Below are 20,013 nucleotides of genomic sequence, written 5' to 3'. Positions count from 1 at the left end.
ACGAAAAGCCGCCCCGGTTTGTTCCGGAGCGGCTTTTGTTTTGGGAGGATTTGGGCGGGTTAGTTGGTCAGAAGAGTCAGCGCACGGGTTGCGGTCTGTGCAATGCTGTCGAAGTCATCGACGAGATCTTCCATCGTCTCGGCTTCGAAGTAATTGCTGCCCGACGATGCACAATATCTCAGCAGGCTCTTGCCGTTGTCCGGCGCCATGAAAGCGACGGTGAAGATCTGAATGCCGGCCTTCTTGGATGCGTCGCACGCGTCGCGGACGTTCTTGTCCTTTGTACTGTTCCAATCGGAGCTGTTGCCGGTCATTTCACCGTCCGTCATCAGTACGATATAGCGATCGACCGTTGTATTGCCCTTCTTGGTATGTTCCACCGCCTCGGTGTCGGAGCCATCGGCCTTCTTCTGGATGGCTGTTGTGGCGGACTGCATGGGCTCTGTTGCGTCGGTGCCGCCGTTGGCCGTCAATGTCGATACATAGGTTCGACCGACCGATGTACCCCAGTTCATCGGGCTGATGCCGATAATCTTGTTGTTGTTATCGCGTGTAATGCCGTTGTTGTACGATATGACACCCGTGCGAACCAGCGCATGCTGGGGATCGGCTTTGTCTAGCGCGTCAAACAGCTTAACCGCCGCCGCCTTGAGAGCTTCGATCTTGATGACGTATGTCTTGCAGCTGCCGTTCTTTTTATAAGTGTCGCAGGTGCTTGTGTTGTAGCCCATCGAACCGGATTGATCGAGAACAAGCTCCATCGAAAGCGCGGTCTTGGTATCGCTCGTGCCGCTGGTCGTAGCGCTGTTGCTCGCGAGCGAAACCGTCTTCTTACCAAAGACGCTCATCAGCGGTGTCAGACCCATGTTGTAAGATGCGCTGACGTTGACCTTGTAGTTCTTGCCGGTCGCCGTCGTGGTTGTCACGATGTTCACGGTGACATTGTTCTTCAGATAGGCCACATCGCTTGCGCTGAGGTAGTTTGCCATCTGGCCGGCGACAAAGTCCTTGGCGAGCTGCTGGGCGGCCGCCGTATCGGCTACCTTTCCGTCTGCAAGGGCGCTTGCCGCCGCGAGGGCAGCAGAATCAGACGCGACCTGGAGCTGACGTTGGGATACGACCACATTCGAAATGTCGATGGCAACGCCTGCCGATCCTAAGAGAATCGGAAGGACGATTGCGGTCACCATGCCAAAATTACCGGAGCGATCGCGAAGCAGGGCGGATGCCTCGGAGAGCAAAGTCGAAATGGGAGACATCATGTCACCTGCAAAGGGGTTGAGTTAACATGACGGTTTACAGCCCGATTGTTACCGTACTCCTTAAGGTAAAACCTAAAATTGAATGCAACTCACGATTTCGGCACAGAACTTATGCGTATCAATGCATCGTTGATATTGAAGCCGGAATATTCGTGACATCGGCCCATTAATATCTATGGCACGGGCCTTTGCGCTTCACTGCTTCAGCGGCACGACATCCACGGCCTGCACCGCCCGCTGGCCGCCATAGCTCTTGAGCACGCCGATCACCGGCGCCACATCGCTGTAGTCGCGGCCGTAGGCGACGACGATATGGTCGGTGCTGGCAGGGATGTTGTTGGTCGGGTCGAGCTCGACCCAGCCTAGCGTCTTGCCGCACCAGACGCGGACCCAGGCATGCATGGCATCGGCGCCTTCGAGGCGTTCCTTGCCGGGTGGGGGGATGGTGCGCAGGAAGCCCGAGACATAACCGGCGGGGATGCCGAGGCTGCGCAGCGCCAGGATCATCACATGAGAGAAATCCTGGCAGACGCCGCGTTTGAGCTCAAAGGCATCGAGCGGCGTCGAGTCCACCGAGGTCGCCTCGGTGTCGTAGGTGAAATCCTTGTTGATGCGGGCGCAGACGGCCGTGGCTATCTGCAGCACGGTGCGTGAGGCATCGGCGCTTCCGCGGGCGTAGTCGGAGATCGCCTTGGTCTCGCTAAGGCGCGGGCTGTCGCCCAGAAAATGGTGCGGCGATTCCGGGTCGAGCGACCAGATGGCTGCGACTTCTCCGGGTAAGCCCGTCAGCATCGGCGAGAAGTCGGCGGCGATCGAATGGCTCTCCACCTGGACGCGCGCCTGCATGCGGATATCCAGCGTTTCGTGCGGCGAGCGCAGCAGGAAGGATGTGGAGGGATGGCGGAAGAAATCGGTGAAATGCGACTGCTCGTCGGGTGACGGCGAAATGGTGATCGAGCCGGCGATCAGCCGCTGGCGGTCGGGCAGGGACAGCGGCATCAGCCGCATGATGTGGCGGGCGCCGGAGGCCGGGCTGTCGTAGATGTAACCCATATGGAGCGAGAGGTCGTAGAGCACGGCGTCACCCCAGATAGGTCTGTGCGAGCAGATCGGAGAGCGCTTCGAGTTCGCGCTCCAGCTTCTTGTAGACCTCGACGCTCATCGTTTCCGGCGTCATCACGGCGAGGCCGGAATGCAGGCGCATCGCCTCGCGGTAGAAGGGCGACATCTGGCCGTTGATGAAGGCGTTCGGCAGCTGCTCCACCTCGCGGTGGATCTCGTTCATCTGGAAGAGGATGGAGCGCGGATTGAGCGGATCGAGCGCCAGCAGGTCGGTCACCGTCAGCCGGGCGGTGTTGACGTTGTAGCGGCGGCGGTGGGTCATGACGCTGTCGCCGATCTCGAGCAGCATGTCGAGCGCGCCATCGGGTGCATCGGGGCCGGACATGTGGCTGAGCAGGCGGGTCAGATGCAGGCCGCGCTCGATATAGCGGCCGAGCGACAGGAAGCGCCAGCCGGTGAAGCGGTACATGTTTTCGTGGACGAGACCGGCAAAGCCCGCGAGCTTGCGGAGCAGGATGGTCATCGCATGGCTGGCGTCGTCGCCGGCGGCAACCGTCATGCGGAAGCGGCGGGCGGTCTTGGCAAGATCGTTCAGCGCCAGCCAGCCATCGGGCGAGAAGCGGTCGCGGATATTGCTGGCGGAGTAGACGGCGCTGTCGATATTGCGCAGCAGCGTTTCCGGCACCGGTTCCTCGGTGTCGATGTCGAGCGCCGCCAGATATTCCGAGACGTCGGCCAGCAGCGGCTGGTTCGGGTCTGCGGCCTCGGCATAGCGGGCGTGCCAGGCGCGCAGGATGCGCAGTGCGCCTTCGGCCCGCTCGATGTAACGGCCGAGCCAGAAGAGATTGTCCGCCGCGCGGCTCGGCAGGCTGCCCGGCATGTTGCGGGTGAAGCTGCCTTCGGCCGGCAGAAGCGTATGGCGCTCGACCGGCTTGTCGCTGACAATCCAGACGTCGGCGGCGGCACCGCCGGATTGCATGGCGATCGCCTCGACATCGTCGCTGGCGCCGATGCGGGCGAAGCCTCCGGGCATGATCTGCCAGCCGTTCGCGGTGCGGGCGGCGAAGACGCGCAGCGACATCGGCCGCGGCGTGAGCTTGCCGTCGACCCAGGCGGGCGTGGTCGAGAGCGTCACGACTTCCTGGCCGACGAGCTTCGGGCCGTCGCTACCCAGCCAATCGGAAATCGAATCCTTCGCGGTGGCGCGCAGCGAAGAGCCGAGCACGGATTCGCCATTGTCGTCGAAGAACGGGGCGCGGGAGAAGGCGGGGCCGATGACCATCTTCTCGATATTGCCAGCGACATGTTCCTGCTCGCCCTTCTGGCCGCACCACCAGGTGGCGATCGAGGGCAGGCGCAGGTCTTCGCCAAGCAGGCGGCGACAGATGGTCGGCATGAAGGCGAGCAGCGCGCGGGTTTCGAGAATGCCGGTGCCGAGGCCGTTGACGATAGTCACCGTTTCGGCGCGCAGCGCATCGAGCAGGCCGGGCGTGCCGATATGTGAGTTCTGGTTCAGTTCCAGCGGGTCGGCATAGGCGGAATCGAGACGGCGCCAGAGCACGCCGATCGGCTTCAGGCCGGCAACGGTGCGCACCATGATGCGGCCGTTGACCACGGTCAGGTCCTCGCCCTCGAGCAGCATGAAGCCGAGATAGCGGGCGATATAGGCGTGTTCGTAATAAGTCTCGTTTGCCGGGCCAGGTGTCAGAACCGCGATGCGGTCGTCGCCCGAATGCTTCATCGTCTGCAGCGTATCGCGGAAGGCGCCGAAGAAGGAGGCGAGGCGGTGCACCGGCGTTTCGGCATAGACATCCGAGAAGGCGCGGGTGGTGGCCACGCGGTTTTCCAGAGCGAAACCGGCGCCCGACGGCGCCTGTGTCCTGTCGGCGAGCACCCACCAGTTCCCGTCGGGGCCGCGGCCGATTTCGAAGGCGCAGAAATGTAGGTAGTGGCCGTTCGCCGGTTTGACGCCGACGAGCGGACGCTGGAATTCCGGGTTGGAAGCGATCAGGCCGGGCGGCACGAAACCTTCCTGGACGAGGGAATTGCTGCCGTAGATATCGGCAACGATTGCTTCCAGCAGATCGGCGCGCTGCACGAGACCGGCAGACAGCTGCTGCCATTCGCGCTCGTCGATCAGAACCGGGATATGGGAGAGCGGCCAGGAGCGCTCGCCGGTGCCCTTGTTGCCATAGGCGCGGTAGAAGACGCCGGCGTCGCGCAGATAGCGGTCGGCACGGGCGAAGCGTTCGGCAAGCTCGGGCTTCGGCACGCGGCCGAAGGCGGAGAGGAAGCGCTGCCAGACCGGGCGGATGGCGCCGTTGTTGTCGACCATCTCGTCGGCAACGCCCGGCAATGGCGAATAATCGAGGATCGCATCGTTGCCGCTGCGGTTCTCGACTGCCTTGCGCTCTGTTGCCGGTTTCTTGCCCATTAAAACCTAGCCTAAAGTCCTGCCGGGCGTCTCAGATCGAGCGTCAGCGGGAATTCCTGCGAACCTGTTTCGGCGCGCGGAATGAAGCCGCCTGCCGTATGTCCCCACGGTTCGAATCGCGCCAGCCGCCGGGCTTCCGCTTCGTTTCCGTTGACCGGGAAGGTGTCATAGTTGCGGCCGCCCGGATGGGCAACATGATAGATGCAGCCGCCGATCGAACGCTTCGACCATGTATCATAAATGTCAAAGGTGAGCGGTGTGTTGACCGGCAGGACGGGATGCAGGCCCGACGAAGGCTGCCATGCCTTGTAGCGCACGCCGGCGACGGAAACGCCCGATGTGCCGGTCGGCGTCAGCGGTACCGTCCGGCCGTTGCAGGTGACGGTGTAGCGCGAGGCATTGTTGGTCTCCAGCCGCACCTGCAGGCGCTCGACGGAGCTGTCTACATAGCGAACCGTGCCGCCGATCGCGCCTTCCTCGCCCATCACATGCCAGGGCTCCAGCGCCTGGCGCAGTTCGAGCTTCGAGCCCTCGTATTCGACTTCGCCGCAGAAGGGGAAGCGGAACTCCAGCTGCGCCTTGAACCATTCGGGGCTGAGGTCGAAGCCGTTTTCCCGGAGATCGTTGAGGACATCGAGGAAATCGGCCCAGACGAAATGCGGCAGCATGAACCGGTCGTGCAGCGAGGTGCCCCAGCGCACGAACTTGCCGTCGGCAGGATTGATCCAGAAGCGGGCGATCAGCGCGCGCACCAGGAGCTGCTGGGCAAGCGACATGCGGGCATTCGGCGGCATTTCGAAACCGCGGAACTCGACGAGGCCGAGGCGGCCGGTTGGGCCGTCGGGCGAGAACAGCTTGTCGATGCAGATTTCGGCGCGGTGCGTGTTGCCGGTGACGTCGGTCAGGAGGTTGCGGAAGAGCCGGTCGACGAGCCAGGGAAGTGGTGGGACGCCGCGGCCGGGCATCGGCACCTGCGCCATGGCGATTTCGAGTTCGTAGAGGCTGTCGTGACGGGCTTCGTCGATGCGTGGCGCCTGGCTGGTCGGGCCGATGAACATGCCGGAAAACATGTAGGAGAGCGAGGGATGCCGCTGCCATTGCAGCACGAGGCTCTTCAAGAGATCCGGGCGGCGCAGGAACGGGCTGTCGCCGGGATTGGCGCCGCCGACGACGACATGGTTGCCGCCGCCGGTGCCGGTGTGGCGGCCGTCGATCATGAACTTGTCGGCGCCGAGGCGTGTCTCGCGGGCTTCCTCATAGATGGTGGTGGTGATGTCGATGCAGTCCTGCCAGTTCGAAGCCGGGTGGATGTTGACCTCGACGACGCCGGGATCGGGCGCGACCCGGATCACGTTGATGCGCTCATCCTGCGGCGGCGAGTAGCCTTCGATATGGACGGGAAGACCGAGGTCGCGGGCGGCATGCTCTGCAGCGGCGATCAGCTCGAGATAGTCCTCGATGCGCTCGACCGGCGGCATGAAGATGCAAAGCCTTCCGTCGCGCGGCTCGACGGACATCGCCGTGCGTACGGAGCCACCGATCTCGCCGATCGTCTGCTCGACGCGGGTCTGGCCGCCCTCTTCGGCATGGCGGGATGCTTCCAGCATGGCGCGGCCGGGCGGTGTCATCAGCTTCGGCAGCGGTTCACGCGGGATCGAAGGGTCGGCGGTGTGGATATAGGGAAATTGCGCGGGCGAGATATAGGGCAGGGTGCCGAGCGGCAGGCGGTAGCCGACGGGGCTGTCGCCGGGCACGAGGAAGATCTTGCCGCGGCGTGTCTGCCACTTCTCGCTCATCCAGCGGCGGCCGGAGGCCTGGGCGTTCCAGGCCTGGACGGGGAGGATGTAGCCGGTCGGAACCGTCAGGCCGCGTTCGAAGACGCGGGCGATGCGGTTGCGCTCTTCGGGGTCCTTGAGCTTCGAATTCGAGGGATCCACATTCTCCGGCAGATTGCCTTCCTTGACGATCCACTCGGCGGGATCCTCATAGGCAGGCAGCACCATGTCCGGCGAGATTGCCAGTTCGCGGGCGATGCCGGTCATCAGCCGTTCGGCATCGGCCGGTGTCACGCCGGTATCCTTGCCTTCGGCAGCAATCAGGTTCGGGTCCTGCCAGATCGGCATGCCGTCCTTGCGCCAATAGAGCGAGAAGGTCCAGCGCGGCAGGCTTTCGCCTGGGTACCACTTGCCCTGGCCGTAATGCAGGAAGCCGCCGGGCGCGAAGCGCTCGCGCAGCTTGCGGATCAGGCTATCGGCCTTTTCGCGCTTGGTCGGGCCGACGGCGGCGGTGTTCCATTCGGCGGATTCGAAATCGTCGATCGACACGAAGGTCGGCTCGCCGCCCATGGTGAGCCGGACGTCTTCAGCCTCCAGAATGCGGTCGATCTTCTCGCCCAGTTCGTTCAGTTCATCCCAGCTCTCGTCGGAGAACGGTTTGGTGATGCGCGGATGCTCGGCGACGCGGGCGACCGTCATGTCGAAGGCGAATTCGGTATTTGCCTCGCCGAAATAGCCGCCGGAGATCGGCGCGGCATTTCGGAAATGCGGGGTGGCGGCGAGCGGGATATGGCTTTCGCCGGTGAGCAGGCCGGAGGTCGGGTCGAGGCCGATCCAGCCGGCGCCCGGCAGATAGACTTCCGCCCAGGCATGCAGGTCGGTGAAATCGACTTCGGTGCCGGAGGGGCCGTCAAGCGCCTTCAGATCAGGCGTCAGCTGGATCAGGTAGCCGGAGACGAAGCGGGCGGCGAGGCCGAGATGGCGCAGGATCTGCACTAGCAGCCAGCTGGTGTCGCGGCAGGAGCCCTTGGCGGTTTCCAGCGTCTGCTCCGGCGTCTGGACGCCGGCTTCCATGCGGATGACGTAGCCGATCTGCTGCTGCAGCCGGGCATTGAGGCCGACGACCATATCGACGGTCGGCTGGCCCGGCGTGTAGTCGAGCGTTTCCAGAAGCGCCTTGAGCCGCGGGCCGGGCTCCTCGGGCTTCATGTAGATCGACAGATCTTCGCGGATGGTCTCGGGATAATCGAACGGCCATTTCGTCGCTTCCTCTTCGACGAAGAAGTCGAAGGGATTGTAGACGGTCATGTCGGCGACCAGATCGACCTCGATCTTGAATTCGGTGACCGGCTCCGGAAAGACGAAGCGGGCGAGATAGTTGCCGTAGGGATCCTGCTGCAGGTTCACGAAATGGTTCGACGGCGTCACTTTCAGCGAATGGCTGAGCACGCGGGTCTTCGAATGCGAGGCGGGTTTCAGGCGGATGACCTGCGGCCCGAGCCGGACCGGCTTGTCATAGGTATAGTGCGTTAGATGATAGATGCTGGCCTTGATCGACATATTTCGCCTTATCCGGCGCCGCATCGTTGTGCGGCTTAGCTGTTCCCAAGGCGATAGTGTGCAATGCAGCGAAAGAATGCAAGGCACAAAGGTTAACGGCTGGAAGGCTTTACGACAGTTTTGCGAAGGTGACCGAAGCCTTGAGGCCCTTTCCATCCGGGCCGTTGGCGAGCGTCAGGCTGGCATTGAAGAGATTGGCGATCTCCTCGACGATCGGCAGGCCGAGACCGGCGCCGGGCGCGCCCGAATCGTTGCCGCGCGAGAAGCGCTGGCGCACGGCTTCAAGCTTTTCCGGTGGAATGCCGGGGCCGTTATCCTCGACTTCGAGCGCCACCGTCTCGCCGTTGCGGCAAACGCGGACGGTCACCTCGGCGCCCTTTCCGGCATAGGCGATGGAGTTGCCGGTGAGATTGCGCAGGAGTTCACCGATCAGCAGCGGCTCGGCGCGGATCATCGCGGCACCTTCGCCTTCGAAACCGAGATCGATCCCCGCCTCGGCGGCGGTCGGGATCAGCTCGCCGGTGATTTCCTGGGCGATCGGGGTGAGATCGATCGCCGTCGCCGTCAGCGCTTCCTTGGCGGTGGCGGCATCGATCTTCGCCATCAGCAGCAGCTGGGCAAGGATGCGCTCGGCGTGAGCGACCGCCTGATCGCCTTTCAGCGCGGATTGATGGGCTTCGTCCAAGGTCGCGGAGCGGGCGGAGAGCGCAAGCTGAGTGCGGATGATTGCCAGCGGGGTGCGCAGCTGGTGGCTGGCATTGCCTGTGAAATTGCGCAGCGCGTCGAGCGCCGATTGCAGGCGGACCATGAAGCTGTTGACCGTATCGACCAGCGGCTCGACCTCGGTCGGGACCGACTGGCGGATCGGGTGCAGGTCGTCGGGGCTGCGCTCGCCGATGGCGTCACGGAGCTTGTAGAGCGGGCGGAGCGCCACAGTGACTGAGATCCAGACGATGACGGCCGCCCCCGCGATCATGAACAGCAGGCGCAGCGCCGAGCGGAGCAGGATGGCTCGCGCGAGCTGGCGGCGGGCGATGGTGGTCTCGGCAACGGTGACGGCGAAGGGCACGGAGCGGATGCCTGTCGAGGCCGAACGCCGGAGCGTGGCGACGCGGATCGGCTCGCCGCGGAAAGTGTCATCGGCAAAGCCTGCGACTTCGCCGGATATGTCGGCAAGCGTCGGCAGGTTCTGGTAGCCGGTGATGAACTCGCCGGGCGGTCCGTCGACGCGGTAGAAGACGCGGTCCTGGGCGGCGGAGGTCAGCATTTCCAGCGCCACATAGGGTATGTCGACTTCGAGCGTTCCGTCCTCGGCGACGACGACGCGCTCGGCGATGGCCAGCGCCGAGCCGGCGAGCACGCGGTCCGAGACGATGTTCGAAGTCTGGATCGCCTCGCGATAGGTATCGGCGAGCGCCAGCGTTCCGATGATGGCGGTCGAGATCAGCAGCCAGAACAGCAGCCGGCGGCGCAGCGAATAGGCAGCGCTCATGCGGCCTCGGTCATTTTGTCGAGATAGTAGCCGATGCCGCGGGCGGTCTTGACCGTCAGGCCATAGGGCGCGAGCCGCTTGCGCAGGCGGCTGACATATTGCTCGATCGCATTGGCCGATATGTCGTCGTCGAAGGCCGTCAGCGACTGGATGATGGCTTCCTTGGCGACGACCTTTCCGGCGCGCATGAAGAGGATTTCGAGCAGGCCGAGTTCGCGGGCGGGGATATCGATCTGTACGTCGGCCGCCGAGAAGGTGCGGGAATTGAGATCGAAGGAAACAGGACCATACATGACGGTCGCCGAATGCAGCCCGGCCTGGCGGCGCAGGAGCACACGCACGCGGGCCTCGAATTCGGCGATATCGAAGGGCTTGATCAGGTAGTCGTCGGCGCCGAGATCGAGGCCGCGGACGCGCTCTTCCGGCGTGCCGCGGGCGGTCAGGATCAGGACGGCGGCCTTGCTCTGGCGGGCGCGCATGTTGCGCAGAACGTCGAGGCCGTCCATTTCCGGCAGGTTGAGATCGAGGATGACGAGATCGAAATTCTCGGCGGCGATGACGGCATTGGCGGAGGCTCCGTCATGCACGACATCGACCGCATGCCCCGTACCGCGCAAGATCGCGGACAGGCCATCGGCAAGCGCGACATTGTCTTCGGTCAGCAGGATGCGCACGGATGTTTCCTTTTTTGGAAAGGAGATTACAGGGCGGGTGTGCCGCTGTCATCAGCCGTGCTGTCGGTGTTTTTGCTGATGCGGGGGTGAGCTGCCTCTTCCTGCTGCGCAATCTCGCGCAGCCTGATGAAGCGCGGGTGGGTACGGACGTTGTCCAGGTCGGAATCGTTGTCGAACCATTTGATATGGTAGATCGAACTGCGCACCAGCAGCCTTTCCAGGAGCACCATCGCCTCGTCCACATCGCCGAGAACGGAATAGACGCAGGCGAGATTGTACTGCGCGACGATATCATCCGGGTCGATAGCGATGGCGCGCGCCGCCCAGTTGCGGGCTCGCCCGGCATCGCCGAGATGGGCGAGCGCCAGCGCGCCGCGATGCGCCGGCCCGGAATTTTCCGGGTTGAGGTTGAGGGCGCGTTCGGCGCGCAGCAGCCCGAGCTTTGCCCAGTTTTCGGTGTCGGCGGCGCGCCCGAGCGAGCGGTAGGCACTCATCAGGTGGATCGGCGATACGTAATCGTCGGTGCGGATATGGGCGGCGCGGGTGAAATAATGCACCGAATTCGCATAGTCGCCGCGCATGAAGAAGAAGCGGCCGTAGTGGAAATTCGCTTCATAGAGGTTCGGGTCGAGGGCCAGCGCGCGCTCGAAGGATTCGATCGCCTGCTGCTCCTCGCCGTTCTGATGCAGCGCCAGCCCGTGCGAGGCATGGGCCTCGGCCAGATCAGGATTGAGCTCCAGCGCCCGGGCGCTCGCCTTCAGGATTTGCTCTACGGAGACTTGGTCCGGATCCCAGTCGCGGATGGCGGCGTCACAATCGGCAATGCCGGCATAGGCGCGGCCATATTCGGGATCGAGCTCGACGGCCTTTTCGAACATGCGGCGGGCAAGCACCAGATAGGATTTCGTCCAGGTATGGGAGAGCTGCCGGCCGCGGAGGTAATAGGTATAGGCCTCGACATTGGCGGTCGGCTCTTCGGCGATCGCCTTGCGCTCCTCCGGCAGCAGCCGGATCTTCAGCTGGCCGACGATCGAGTTGGCGATTTCGTCCTGAATGGCGAAGATGTCGGTCAGGTTCCGGTCATAGCGGTCGGCCCAGAGGTGGTCGCCATCGGTGGTGTCTATCAGGTGGCTGGAGATGCGCACGCGGGTGCCCGCCATGCGCACGCTGCCCTCCAGCACATAGCGGACGCCGAGTTCCTGGGCGACCTGCTTGATGCGCACCGAAGTCCCCTTGTAGGTGAAAACCGTGTGGCGCGGCACGACATGCAGGCTGGAGACCTTGGAGAGATCGGTGATGATGTCCTCGGTGATCCCGTCGGAGAAGTAGTCCTGCTCGGTGTCGCCGCTCATATTGGTAAAGGGCAGGACGGCGATGAAGCAGGTGTTGCGCCGCTGGGTGGCGCTGCGGCTGCTGCCGGAACCCTTGGTGATGTCGATGGTATAGACCTGCACCGGCTGCTTGATGTTTTTCAGCGCATGCTCGCCCTGCAGCTCGAAGCCGACATTCAGCCGCGTACCGACCTGATCGCGCACCGAGCCGGACACGCAGATGCCGCCGGGCTGCGCGAGCTTTTCCAGCCGCGCCGCCACGTTGACGCCATCGCCGAACACGTCACCATCCTGGACGACGACGTCGCCAAGATTGATGCCGATGCGGAATTCGATGCGTTGTTCCTTCGGTACGCCCTCGTTGCGCGCCGCCATGTTTCGCTGGATTTCGACCGCGCAGGCAACGGCATTCACGACGCTCTGGAACTCGACAAACATTCCATCGCCTGTCAGCTTGAATGTCCGACCCTTGTAGTCGGAGATCCTGACATCGATCAGTTCGCAGCGGTGACGGTTGAGAGCCTGGAGGGTGCCGGACTCGTCGATACCCATCAGGCGGCTATAACCCACGACGTCGGCAGCGAGTATTGCACTCAGCCGTCGTTCCAACATCCCCTCCATGAAAACGGTCTAATTTAGCTTAACTTCTTTTGAAGTTCTTGTCGCGGGGCGACTGCGATTTTGCCGCTTTGACTAGAGTATCGGCGCTTGCTCCCGTTTTGCACGCATGCAATCCTTGGGGCATGAGGAGACTTTTCATTCTTTTACTAATACTCTGTCCGGGCTTTGCTTACGGCAACCAGACCTTCTATCCGGCAAAGTCGGGCAAGGCGGATGCCAGGGTGCTGACGGTTTATTCGTCGCTGGACGAGCCGCTTGCCAAGCCGATGATAACGGGCTTCCAGCATGCCAATCCCGATGTGGCGATCCGCTATGAGGATATGCTGACCGGGGAGATTTACGACCGGATCGTGGGGGAAACCGATGCCGGCAAGAAGACGGCTGATTTCGCCTTTTCATCGGCCATGGACCTGCAGGTAAAGCTGTCCAACGACGGTTACGCGCAGGTCAGCAACCTGCCGATGAGCGGGCGATGGCCGAAATGGGCGAACTGGCGCAACACCGCCTATGCACTGACCTTCGAACCCGCCGTCTTCGTCTATCACAAGCCGAGCTTCAAGCATGAGGCGGTGCCGTCGTCGCGTGCCGAATTCGTCGATTACCTCACGCGCAAGGGCAACGCCGTTTATGGCCGTATCGGCACCTATGACATCGAGCGGTCGGGCGTCGGCTTCCTGTTCATGGCGCGCGACCAGGAGCAGTTCGGCGATATCTGGTCGGTGATCGGCGCCATGGGTGCGGCGGGCGTCAAGCTTTACTCGACGAGCTCAGCGATCCTCGAGCGCGTTGCCGACGGGCGCTTCGTGCTTGGCTATAACATCCTCGGCTCCTATGCCGCTGACTGGGCGGCCCGGCATCCGGATGTCGGGATCGTGCTGCCGAAGGATTATACGGTCGTCATGTCACGCATCGGGCTGGTGCCGCAGGCAGCGGCCGATCCTGAACTCGGGCGGCAATATCTCTCGTTCTTCATGTCGAAGGAGGGGCAGACGATCATGGCGCGCGAGCTGCAGATACCTGCCGTGAGCCCCGAGGTGGCGGGTGACAATACTGCCAACACCATGCAGGAGCTGCTCGGCGCGCAGCTGAAGCCGGTGCCGGTCAGCCCCGGTTTGATGGTCTATCTCGATCAGGTGAAGCGGGCACGGCTGATCGCCCATTGGAACGAGGTGCTGCGCCGGCAGTAAGTCCGGCTCAGCGTCCCTTGAAGAAGGCCGCGGTCCGGCCTCTCAGTTCGTCATTCTGTTCGGCCGCGCTGTCATAGTCGAAATGGCCGGCATCGAGGATGAAGATCTCCTTCTCGCCCGGCAGGGCATTGGCAACGGAAAACTGGCAGGGGGGTGCCACGGCGGGATCGAAACGGGCGGGTGCGACGAGCATCGGCACGCGGATGCGCGTTGCGGCCGTTGCGGCATCGAAGAAGCGCAGGGTTTCCAGAACGCTGCCGTGCTTGCGCTGATATTGCTGCACGGAATCGGCGCTGCCGACGGTCGGCAGCCGCAGCCAGAGCGGCCGGTTTCCGAAGGTCGGCACAGTCAGGAAGCCGCGGTCGATACGCCGGTCGAAGGGGATCGCTAGGGCGCCCAGCCCGCCGCCGAAGCTGACGCCGGAATAGCCGATCGCGCCATCGAGCCAAGGGTAGAGTGCGATCAGCGCCGACACGCCAAGCCAGATATCCTCGACGCAGCCGCCGATGACATAGCTGTCGCGGCTCTCGATGCCATGCAGCACATGGCCGCTCGCCTCACTAGGGATTGGTGGGTGGGCACTTCGCGACATGCCGCGGGCGCAGAAGAACAGAACGGCGGTGTCTTCGACGGGTATGTCGAGATCCGGCTGATCGCGGCCGCCATAGCCATGACCGACGACGAGGCCGCGGCGCACCTGTCCGTGCTTCGGCAAAAGCAGCCATCCGCCGATCATCACGCCGTCCGTCGAGGCGTAGGTGATATCCAGCACATGCCAGCGGGCATGCTCGGTCTCGCTGCGCGAAACGGCAGTTGTCGGGTCGATGGTGAGTGCCCGGGAGTAGCGCTCTTCCCAGAAGGCATCGAAGCCATCGGGCGCTTCCGGCGGACGGATCGATTGCAGCGCCGACAGGGTGGCGCCGTAGGTGGGATCGAAGGGAAACGGATGTTGCTTTGGGATGCTCATGGCACATTCATTTCCCGAAAGCCTGATGTGCGCAAGCGGCTTTGATCCAGCTATTTTGAAGCTGGGTGAGAGCGGGAATTTATACTTACGCATATTCTCAAGTGATAATATTTATGCGGATCCCACAAAAGAAAATTTTACTCTGAAAGTAAGAAAAATTTACTTCGTCCGAGTGTCGCCGAAAATGCCGCTTTTTTACATCTGATTTTACAAGTTCGTTGTTTTTATTATTATTTTTTCTGTGTCGCATTTAGCGAAAATTAATCGAAAACCGGTGGTTATTCTCGATATGAAACGGCTTGCGCGGGGCCGTCAGAATGTCCGTGCGGGCGGCATGAAGCTGCAAATCATATCTCTCCACAATGACGGGGCGGGGGAGCGCGAGAGCGCGGGGCCCCCTTTTTCAGAGGTTCTTTTTCATGAAGCGTCCAAACGTAAAAACATCGATGGTGGCGATATTCGCGGTCATCGCGGTCTTGTTCGGCCTGACCGGCTTTATTTCGCTGCGCAGCCTCAACACGTTCAACGAAAATGCCGACGACTTCGCGACCAGCTATCTGCCGGGCGTTTCGAAGGCGACCGATATCCAGCTGGCGCGCTACTCGCTGCGCGGCTCCTACGGCGACTACGTCATGGGCCGCACCGAAGGCGGTCCGGATGGCTTCGTGAAGAAGATCAAGTCGAAGCAGGCAGCGCTGCTGAAGGCCGTTGCCGACTTCAAGGATCAGGTCGATACCGACGCCGAGCGTGAGGCCTTCACCTCGATCGACGATACGTCCTCCAAATATGTCTCCGCGGGCGACAATCTGATTGCGCTCGTCCAGGCCGGCGAAAAGCAGAAGGCGATCGATGCCTTCGACAAGGATCTCGGCCCGATCGCCGACGAGCTCGCCGCCAGCGTCGACAAGGTCGTGAAGTCGAACCAGGCACTGGCTGCCAGTGCTGCCGCCGAAAACCGTTCGGAATTCAGCCGCACACTGCTGTTGCTCAGCGTCATTCTCGGCATGAGCGCGCTGCTCGTCTGCGGTGCAGCCTATTTCGGCATTGCCGGCATTGCCAATGCGATCGGCCGGATCACCGGTTCGATGCGCGCCCTTGCCAATGGCGATACGCATATGACGGTTGCCGACGCCCATCGCGGCGACGAGATCGGCGAGATGGCAAAGGCCGTCGAAGTGTTTCGCCAGGCTGCGATCGACAATCAGCGCCTGCAGGCCGATGCGGAAGCCAACCGCGCCCAGGCCGAGGCCGACCGCGAACGGCTGACGCGTGACGCCGAAAGCGCTGCCCAGGCACGCCTCAGCGAAGCGACCGCCGGTCTTGCCGCTGGCCTGAAGCGCCTTGCCAATGGTGATCTCAGCTTCCAGCTCAACGAAGCCTTCGCGCCCGATTTCGAGCCACTGCGCCAGGACCTGAACGGCGCCGTCATGCAGCTTGCAAACACGATGAAGGCGATCTCCTCTTCGGCAGGCGCGATCGGCACCGGTACCCGCGAAATCGGCAGCGGTGCTGACGATCTCTCGAAGCGCACGGAACAGCAGGCCGCTTCGCTCGAGGAAACTGCAGCCGCGCTCGATGAGATCACCGTCAACGTCTCGAACTCTTCCAAGCGTGCCGACGAGGCCCGCCAGGTGGCGATCCAGGCAAATGAAAGCGCTGCCCGCTCCGGCCAGGTCGTCTCCAACGCCGTCAACGCGATGCAGAAGATCGAGCAGTCGTCGAACCAGATCTCCAGCATTATCGGCGTCATCGACGAAATCGCCTTCCAGACCAATCTCCTGGCCCTCAATGCCGGTGTCGAAGCCGCGCGTGCCGGTGAAGCCGGTAAGGGCTTTGCCGTCGTCGCCCAGGAAGTGCGTGAGCTTGCTCAGCGCTCGGCGGAAGCCGCCAAGCAGATCAAGGACCTGATCCGCAACTCGTCCGTCGAAGTGCAGGGCGGCGTCCAGCTGGTGCGTGAAACCGGCGATGCGCTGAAGACCATCGAGGGGCTGATCGTCTCGATCAACCAGCACATGGATGCGATCGCCACTTCGTCCCGTGAGCAGTCGACCGGTCTCTCCGAGGTCAACAGCGCCGTCAACCAGATGGACCAGGTAACCCAGCAGAACGCCGCGATGGTGGAAGAAACCAATGCCGCCAGCGCGACGCTCGCCTCCGAAGCAGTCCGCCTGCGCGACCTGATCGCCAACTTCAAGCTGGCCGGCGATCACCATCAGGGTGCTTCCGATGCAGAGGCTCTGCGCCGCACGGCCTCTGCAATGGCCCGCAGCGCGCCGAAGGCCGCTGCACCGGTCTATCGCAGCCACGGCAACGCCGCCGTGCAGCAGGAATGGTCGGAATTCTAATTCCAACCTTCTGAAAACAGATCGCAATTCGATCGAACGGCCGGTCCGCTGAAAGGCGGGCCGGCCGTTGCCGTTTGGGTGCCTGGGCGAAAGAATTGCGGCAAAAAAGTGTCAACGGACACTGGATAGGTGGGCGATGTCAGCTAAATGACAGCTTCTTGTGGTGCTTTCGGACACTTCTTCTCCGTGGAGGCGGAGGAAGTTTCGGGAGGACTTGCCGTTCATTTGCGATTGATCGCTCTTTCGCCGGCGGCCGTGCTTCCCCCGATCCCTGACAGCAATGACGCGGCATTAAGCCCGCGCTCAAGGAGGACACGTCTTGAAACATACATTTATCGCCACTCTCTTTGCAGCCGCCATCGCGCTGCCGGCCGTTGCGGCCGATTACACCATCATCGCTCCGGCAGCGCCGGGCGGCGGCTGGGACCAGACGGCCCGTTCGCTGCAGTCGGTGATGCAGCAGGAAGGCATTTCCAGCAACGTTCAGGTTCAGAACGTACCGGGCGCCGGCGGCACCATCGGCCTCGCACAGTTCGCCAACCAGAGCGCCGGCAACCCGAACACGCTGATCGTCGGCGGCTACGTCATGGTCGGCGCGATCCTGACCAACAAGGCGCCGATCACGCTCGCCAACGTTACGCCGATCGCCCGCCTCACCGGCGAATACGAAGCGGTCGTCGTTCCCGCATCGTCCGACATCAAGACCATGGCCGATCTCGTTGCCAAGCTGAAGTCCGATCCGGGCTCGGTCTCCTGGGGCGGCGGCTCTGCCGGCGGTACCGACCACATCACGGCCGGCCTGATCGCCAAGGCTTCGGGTGTCGACCCGACCAAGGTCAACTACATCGCCTTCTCCGGCGGCGGCGAAGCGCTTGCCGCTATTCTCGGCGGCCAGGTCACGGCCGGCATCTCCAGCTACAGCGAGTTCGAATCGCAGGTTAAGGCCGGCACGCTGCGCCTTCTCGCCGTCTCGAGCGACGCTCGTCTCGAAGGCATCGATGCACCGACCCTGAAGGAAGCCGGCACCGATGTGTCGATTCAGAACTGGCGCATGGTTGCAGCCGCTCCCGGCCTGACGGACGAGGAAGTCAAGGTTATCGCTGCCGACGTCGAAAAGCTGCACAAGTCTGCCGGCTGGCAGGAAACGCTGAAGACCAAGGGCTGGGCTGACACCTATCTCGCGGGCGACGAGTTCAAGGCTCAGCTCGAGAAGGACGTTTCGGCGACCGAAGGCATTCTCAAAGAGATCGGACTGGTAAAATGAGCGAGGGTAACACCCCCTCGGCAACGAAGCGCCGCCCTGATTGGGCGGCGCTGGCTATTGCCGTCTTTCTGTTCGCAATCTCGGGCGTGATATTCTGGGATGCGTCTCACCTGAGCGCGATTGCGCAGTACGACCGCGTCGGTCCGGCGACAGTGCCGGAGTTCGTTGCCTTCGGTCTTGCCGCTCTCGGTCTGTGGACCGTCGCGGAAGCCTGGCGTGGCGAGTTCCCGGAGCGCGAGCGCCAGGAAGTTCCGCCAGTTCTCTGGGTGGTCGCTGGTCTGGCCTGTCAGATGATTTTCCTGCGCACCGCAGGTTTCTCGATCGCTACCGGCCTGCTCTTCGGCCTGACGGCGCGCGGCTTCGGCAAGCGCCAGCTGTGGATCTCGATCCCGGTCGGTATCGTCTTCAGTTTCATTGTCTGGATGATCTTCTCCAAGCTGCTGCAGCTGACGCTGCCTGCCGGCTGGCTTGAACATCTGTTCTTCTAAGGTGCAGCCCCCATGAGCACTTTCGAATTCCTTCTTCAGGGTCTCGCGGTTGCATTCCAGCCGATGAACCTGCTCTTCGCCTTCATCGGCGTCATGCTCGGCACCGCTGTCGGCGTTCTCCCGGGCATCGGTCCGGCGCTGACAGTCGCTCTGCTGCTGCCTGCCACCTACAAGCTCGATCCGGGCGGCTCGCTGATCATGTTCGCGGGCATCTATTACGGCGGCATGTATGGCGGGTCGACGACCTCGATCCTCTTGAACACTCCGGGCGAAAGCTCGTCGATCGTCACCGCGCTCGAGGGCAACAAGATGGCTCGCGCCGGACGCGGCGGACCGGCACTTGCGACGGCTGCCATCGGCTCCTTCGTCGCGGGGCTGATCGCGACGCTCGGCCTCGCCTTCATCGCGCCTTACATCGTCAAGCTGGCGCTGGTCTTCGGTCCGCGCGAATATTTCGCGCTGATGATCCTTGCCTTCGTCACGGTATCGTCTGCTTTCGGCGACTCGGCGCTGCGCGGTCTGACGTCGCTGTTCATCGGCTTTGCGCTGGCCATGGTCGGTATCGACCAGCAGACCGGCCAGGCGCGTCTCTCTTTCGGCATTCCCGATCTGCTTGACGGCATCGAAGTGACGACGCTTGCCGTTGCGATGTTCGCGATCGGCGAGACGCTTTACATCGCTGCCCAGGGCAATCTGGTTGCCGACAAGATCGAGGCCGTGAAGGGTTCGCTCTGGATGACGGCGCAGGACTGGAGCCGCTCCTGGAAGGCGTGGCTGCGCGGAACGGTCATCGGTTTCCCGATCGGCGCGATGCCGGCCGGTGGTGCCGAAATCGGCACGTTCCTCTCCTACGCCACCGAGAAGCGTCTGTCGAAGAACCCTGAGGAATTCGGCAAGGGTGCCATCGAAGGCGTTGCCGGTCCCGAGGCTGCGAACAATGCATCGGCTGCCGGTACGCTCGTGCCGCTGCTGACGCTCGGCCTGCCGACCTCGGCAACGGCTGCGATCATGCTCGCCGGCTTCCAGCAATACGGCCTGCAGCCCGGTCCGCTGCTGTTTGCGACCAATCCGCAGCTCGTCTGGGGCCTGATCGCCTCGCTGCTGCTCGCCAACGCTATGCTGCTGGTTCTGAACCTGCCGCTGATCGGCCTCTGGGTGCGTCTGCTGACCATCCCGAAGCCGTGGCTCTACGCCGGCATCCTGCTGTTTGCGACGCTCGGCACCATCGGCGCCAACCCGTCGGTCTTCGAACTCGGCATGCTGCTCGCCTTTGGCGTGCTCGGCTACATCATGCGTCTCTTCGGCTATCCGATTGCGCCCGTCGTGGTCGGCTTGATCCTCGGACCGCTTGCCGAACAGCAGCTGCGCCGTGCGCTGTCGATCAGCCAGGGCGACCTGACGACGCTGGTGATGTCGCCGATAGCGGCAGGCCTTCTGCTCGTTGCGGCAGCGGCCTTCATCATTCCGTTGATCCTTCGGTTGCGCGGGCGCGGGCAGGTCCTTTCCCAGCTCGCTGCAAACGAAGACTAACAAAAAGACGGCATCCAACCC

Annotated in this window: 13 protein-coding genes; 5 read left to right on the top strand and 8 right to left on the bottom strand. The window is 62.8% G+C overall.

What is annotated here, in order from left to right; translation table 11 throughout:
* Nucleotides 1-59: 59 nt before the first annotated feature.
* The 7 genes from ACEN84_RS05950 to ACEN84_RS05920 all read right to left on the bottom strand — a co-directional run bounded on the left by ACEN84_RS05950 (nucleotide 60) and on the right by ACEN84_RS05920 (nucleotide 12,199).
* Entirely contained in the window at nucleotides 60-1,262 is a 1,203-nt protein-coding gene (locus ACEN84_RS05950; protein WP_413710284.1) for a pilus assembly protein TadG-related protein, read from the bottom strand.
* Between the two features lie 195 nt (nucleotides 1,263-1,457).
* Nucleotides 1,458-2,339 (bottom strand): transglutaminase family protein, encoded by an 882-nt coding sequence (locus tag ACEN84_RS05945; RefSeq protein WP_413710283.1) that lies wholly within the window; start codon nucleotides 2,337-2,339, stop codon nucleotides 1,458-1,460.
* A 4-nt stretch (nucleotides 2,340-2,343) separates the two neighbouring features.
* Entirely contained in the window at nucleotides 2,344-4,758 is a 2,415-nt protein-coding gene (locus tag ACEN84_RS05940) for a circularly permuted type 2 ATP-grasp protein (RefSeq protein WP_413710282.1), read from the bottom strand.
* 11 nt (nucleotides 4,759-4,769) lie between these two features.
* Nucleotides 4,770-8,093, bottom strand: coding sequence for a DUF2126 domain-containing protein (locus ACEN84_RS05935; RefSeq protein WP_413710281.1), 3,324 nt, complete (start codon nucleotides 8,091-8,093; stop codon nucleotides 4,770-4,772).
* 109 nt (nucleotides 8,094-8,202) lie between these two features.
* Complete coding sequence (locus ACEN84_RS05930; protein ID WP_413710280.1) at nucleotides 8,203-9,585, bottom strand: sensor histidine kinase; 1,383 nt, start codon at nucleotides 9,583-9,585, stop codon at nucleotides 8,203-8,205.
* On the bottom strand, nucleotides 9,582-10,259 hold the full coding sequence (locus ACEN84_RS05925; RefSeq protein ID WP_413710279.1) for a response regulator: 678 nt from the start codon (nucleotides 10,257-10,259) through the stop codon (nucleotides 9,582-9,584). Before ACEN84_RS05925 ends, ACEN84_RS05930 begins: the two co-directional genes overlap by 4 nt.
* A 26-nt stretch (nucleotides 10,260-10,285) precedes the next feature.
* Nucleotides 10,286-12,199: a TPR end-of-group domain-containing protein gene (locus tag ACEN84_RS05920; protein ID WP_413710278.1), complete on the bottom strand. Its 1,914-nt coding sequence runs from the start codon at nucleotides 12,197-12,199 to the stop codon at nucleotides 10,286-10,288.
* Between the two features lie 134 nt (nucleotides 12,200-12,333).
* Between ACEN84_RS05920 and ACEN84_RS05915 the strand changes: the two genes are divergently transcribed.
* Nucleotides 12,334-13,398 carry an ABC transporter substrate-binding protein gene (locus ACEN84_RS05915; protein WP_413710277.1) on the top strand — a complete coding sequence of 355 codons (1,065 nt, stop codon included), beginning with the start codon at nucleotides 12,334-12,336 and terminating at the stop codon, nucleotides 13,396-13,398.
* A gap of 7 nt (nucleotides 13,399-13,405) precedes the next feature.
* On the opposite strand, the gene ACEN84_RS05910 is transcribed toward ACEN84_RS05915, so the two are convergent.
* Entirely contained in the window at nucleotides 13,406-14,365 is a 960-nt protein-coding gene (locus tag ACEN84_RS05910) for an acetylxylan esterase (RefSeq protein WP_413710276.1), read from the bottom strand.
* A 419-nt stretch (nucleotides 14,366-14,784) separates the two neighbouring features.
* On the opposite strand from ACEN84_RS05910, the gene ACEN84_RS05905 reads away from it, so the two are divergent.
* The 4 genes from ACEN84_RS05905 to ACEN84_RS05890 all read left to right on the top strand — a co-directional run bounded on the left by ACEN84_RS05905 (nucleotide 14,785) and on the right by ACEN84_RS05890 (nucleotide 19,992).
* Nucleotides 14,785-16,710, top strand: coding sequence for a methyl-accepting chemotaxis protein (locus ACEN84_RS05905; RefSeq protein WP_199628988.1), 1,926 nt, complete (start codon nucleotides 14,785-14,787; stop codon nucleotides 16,708-16,710).
* Between the two features lie 319 nt (nucleotides 16,711-17,029).
* Nucleotides 17,030-17,974, top strand: a complete 945-nt coding sequence (locus tag ACEN84_RS05900; RefSeq protein ID WP_112719701.1) for a Bug family tripartite tricarboxylate transporter substrate binding protein — start codon at nucleotides 17,030-17,032, stop codon at nucleotides 17,972-17,974.
* The gene (locus tag ACEN84_RS05895; protein WP_112719700.1) at nucleotides 17,971-18,462 is read left to right on the top strand and encodes a tripartite tricarboxylate transporter TctB family protein; all 492 of its coding nucleotides are present in this window, start codon (nucleotides 17,971-17,973) and stop codon (nucleotides 18,460-18,462) included. The genes ACEN84_RS05900 and ACEN84_RS05895 overlap by 4 nt, the downstream gene beginning before the upstream one ends.
* A gap of 12 nt (nucleotides 18,463-18,474) precedes the next feature.
* Complete coding sequence (locus ACEN84_RS05890; protein ID WP_112719699.1) at nucleotides 18,475-19,992, top strand: tripartite tricarboxylate transporter permease; 1,518 nt, start codon at nucleotides 18,475-18,477, stop codon at nucleotides 19,990-19,992.
* The last annotated feature ends 21 nt before the right edge of the window (nucleotides 19,993-20,013 follow it).

The sequence above is a fragment of the Rhizobium sp. Rhizsp82 genome (assembly GCF_047325115.1).
In the GTDB taxonomy this organism is placed as follows: Bacteria; Pseudomonadota; Alphaproteobacteria; order Rhizobiales; family Rhizobiaceae; genus Rhizobium.
This window is presented reverse-complemented; position numbering and strand designations above follow the sequence as displayed.

Excerpts from the sequence above, each read along its gene's own strand:
- ACEN84_RS05950 (WP_413710284.1), bottom strand. The coding sequence starts at position 1,262 with ATGATGTCTCCCATTTCGACTTTGCTCTCCGAGGCATCCGCCCTGCTT.
- ACEN84_RS05940 (WP_413710282.1), bottom strand. The coding sequence starts at position 4,758 with ATGGGCAAGAAACCGGCAACAGAGCGCAAGGCAGTCGAGAACCGCAGC.
- ACEN84_RS05935 (WP_413710281.1), bottom strand. The coding sequence starts at position 8,093 with ATGTCGATCAAGGCCAGCATCTATCATCTAACGCACTATACCTATGAC.
- ACEN84_RS05930 (WP_413710280.1), bottom strand. The coding sequence starts at position 9,585 with ATGAGCGCTGCCTATTCGCTGCGCCGCCGGCTGCTGTTCTGGCTGCTG.
- ACEN84_RS05915 (WP_413710277.1), top strand. The coding sequence starts at position 12,334 with ATGAGGAGACTTTTCATTCTTTTACTAATACTCTGTCCGGGCTTTGCT.
- ACEN84_RS05910 (WP_413710276.1), bottom strand. The coding sequence starts at position 14,365 with ATGAGCATCCCAAAGCAACATCCGTTTCCCTTCGATCCCACCTACGGC.
- ACEN84_RS05905 (WP_199628988.1), top strand. The coding sequence starts at position 14,785 with ATGAAGCGTCCAAACGTAAAAACATCGATGGTGGCGATATTCGCGGTC.
- ACEN84_RS05895 (WP_112719700.1), top strand. The coding sequence starts at position 17,971 with ATGAGCGAGGGTAACACCCCCTCGGCAACGAAGCGCCGCCCTGATTGG.
- ACEN84_RS05890 (WP_112719699.1), top strand. The coding sequence starts at position 18,475 with ATGAGCACTTTCGAATTCCTTCTTCAGGGTCTCGCGGTTGCATTCCAG.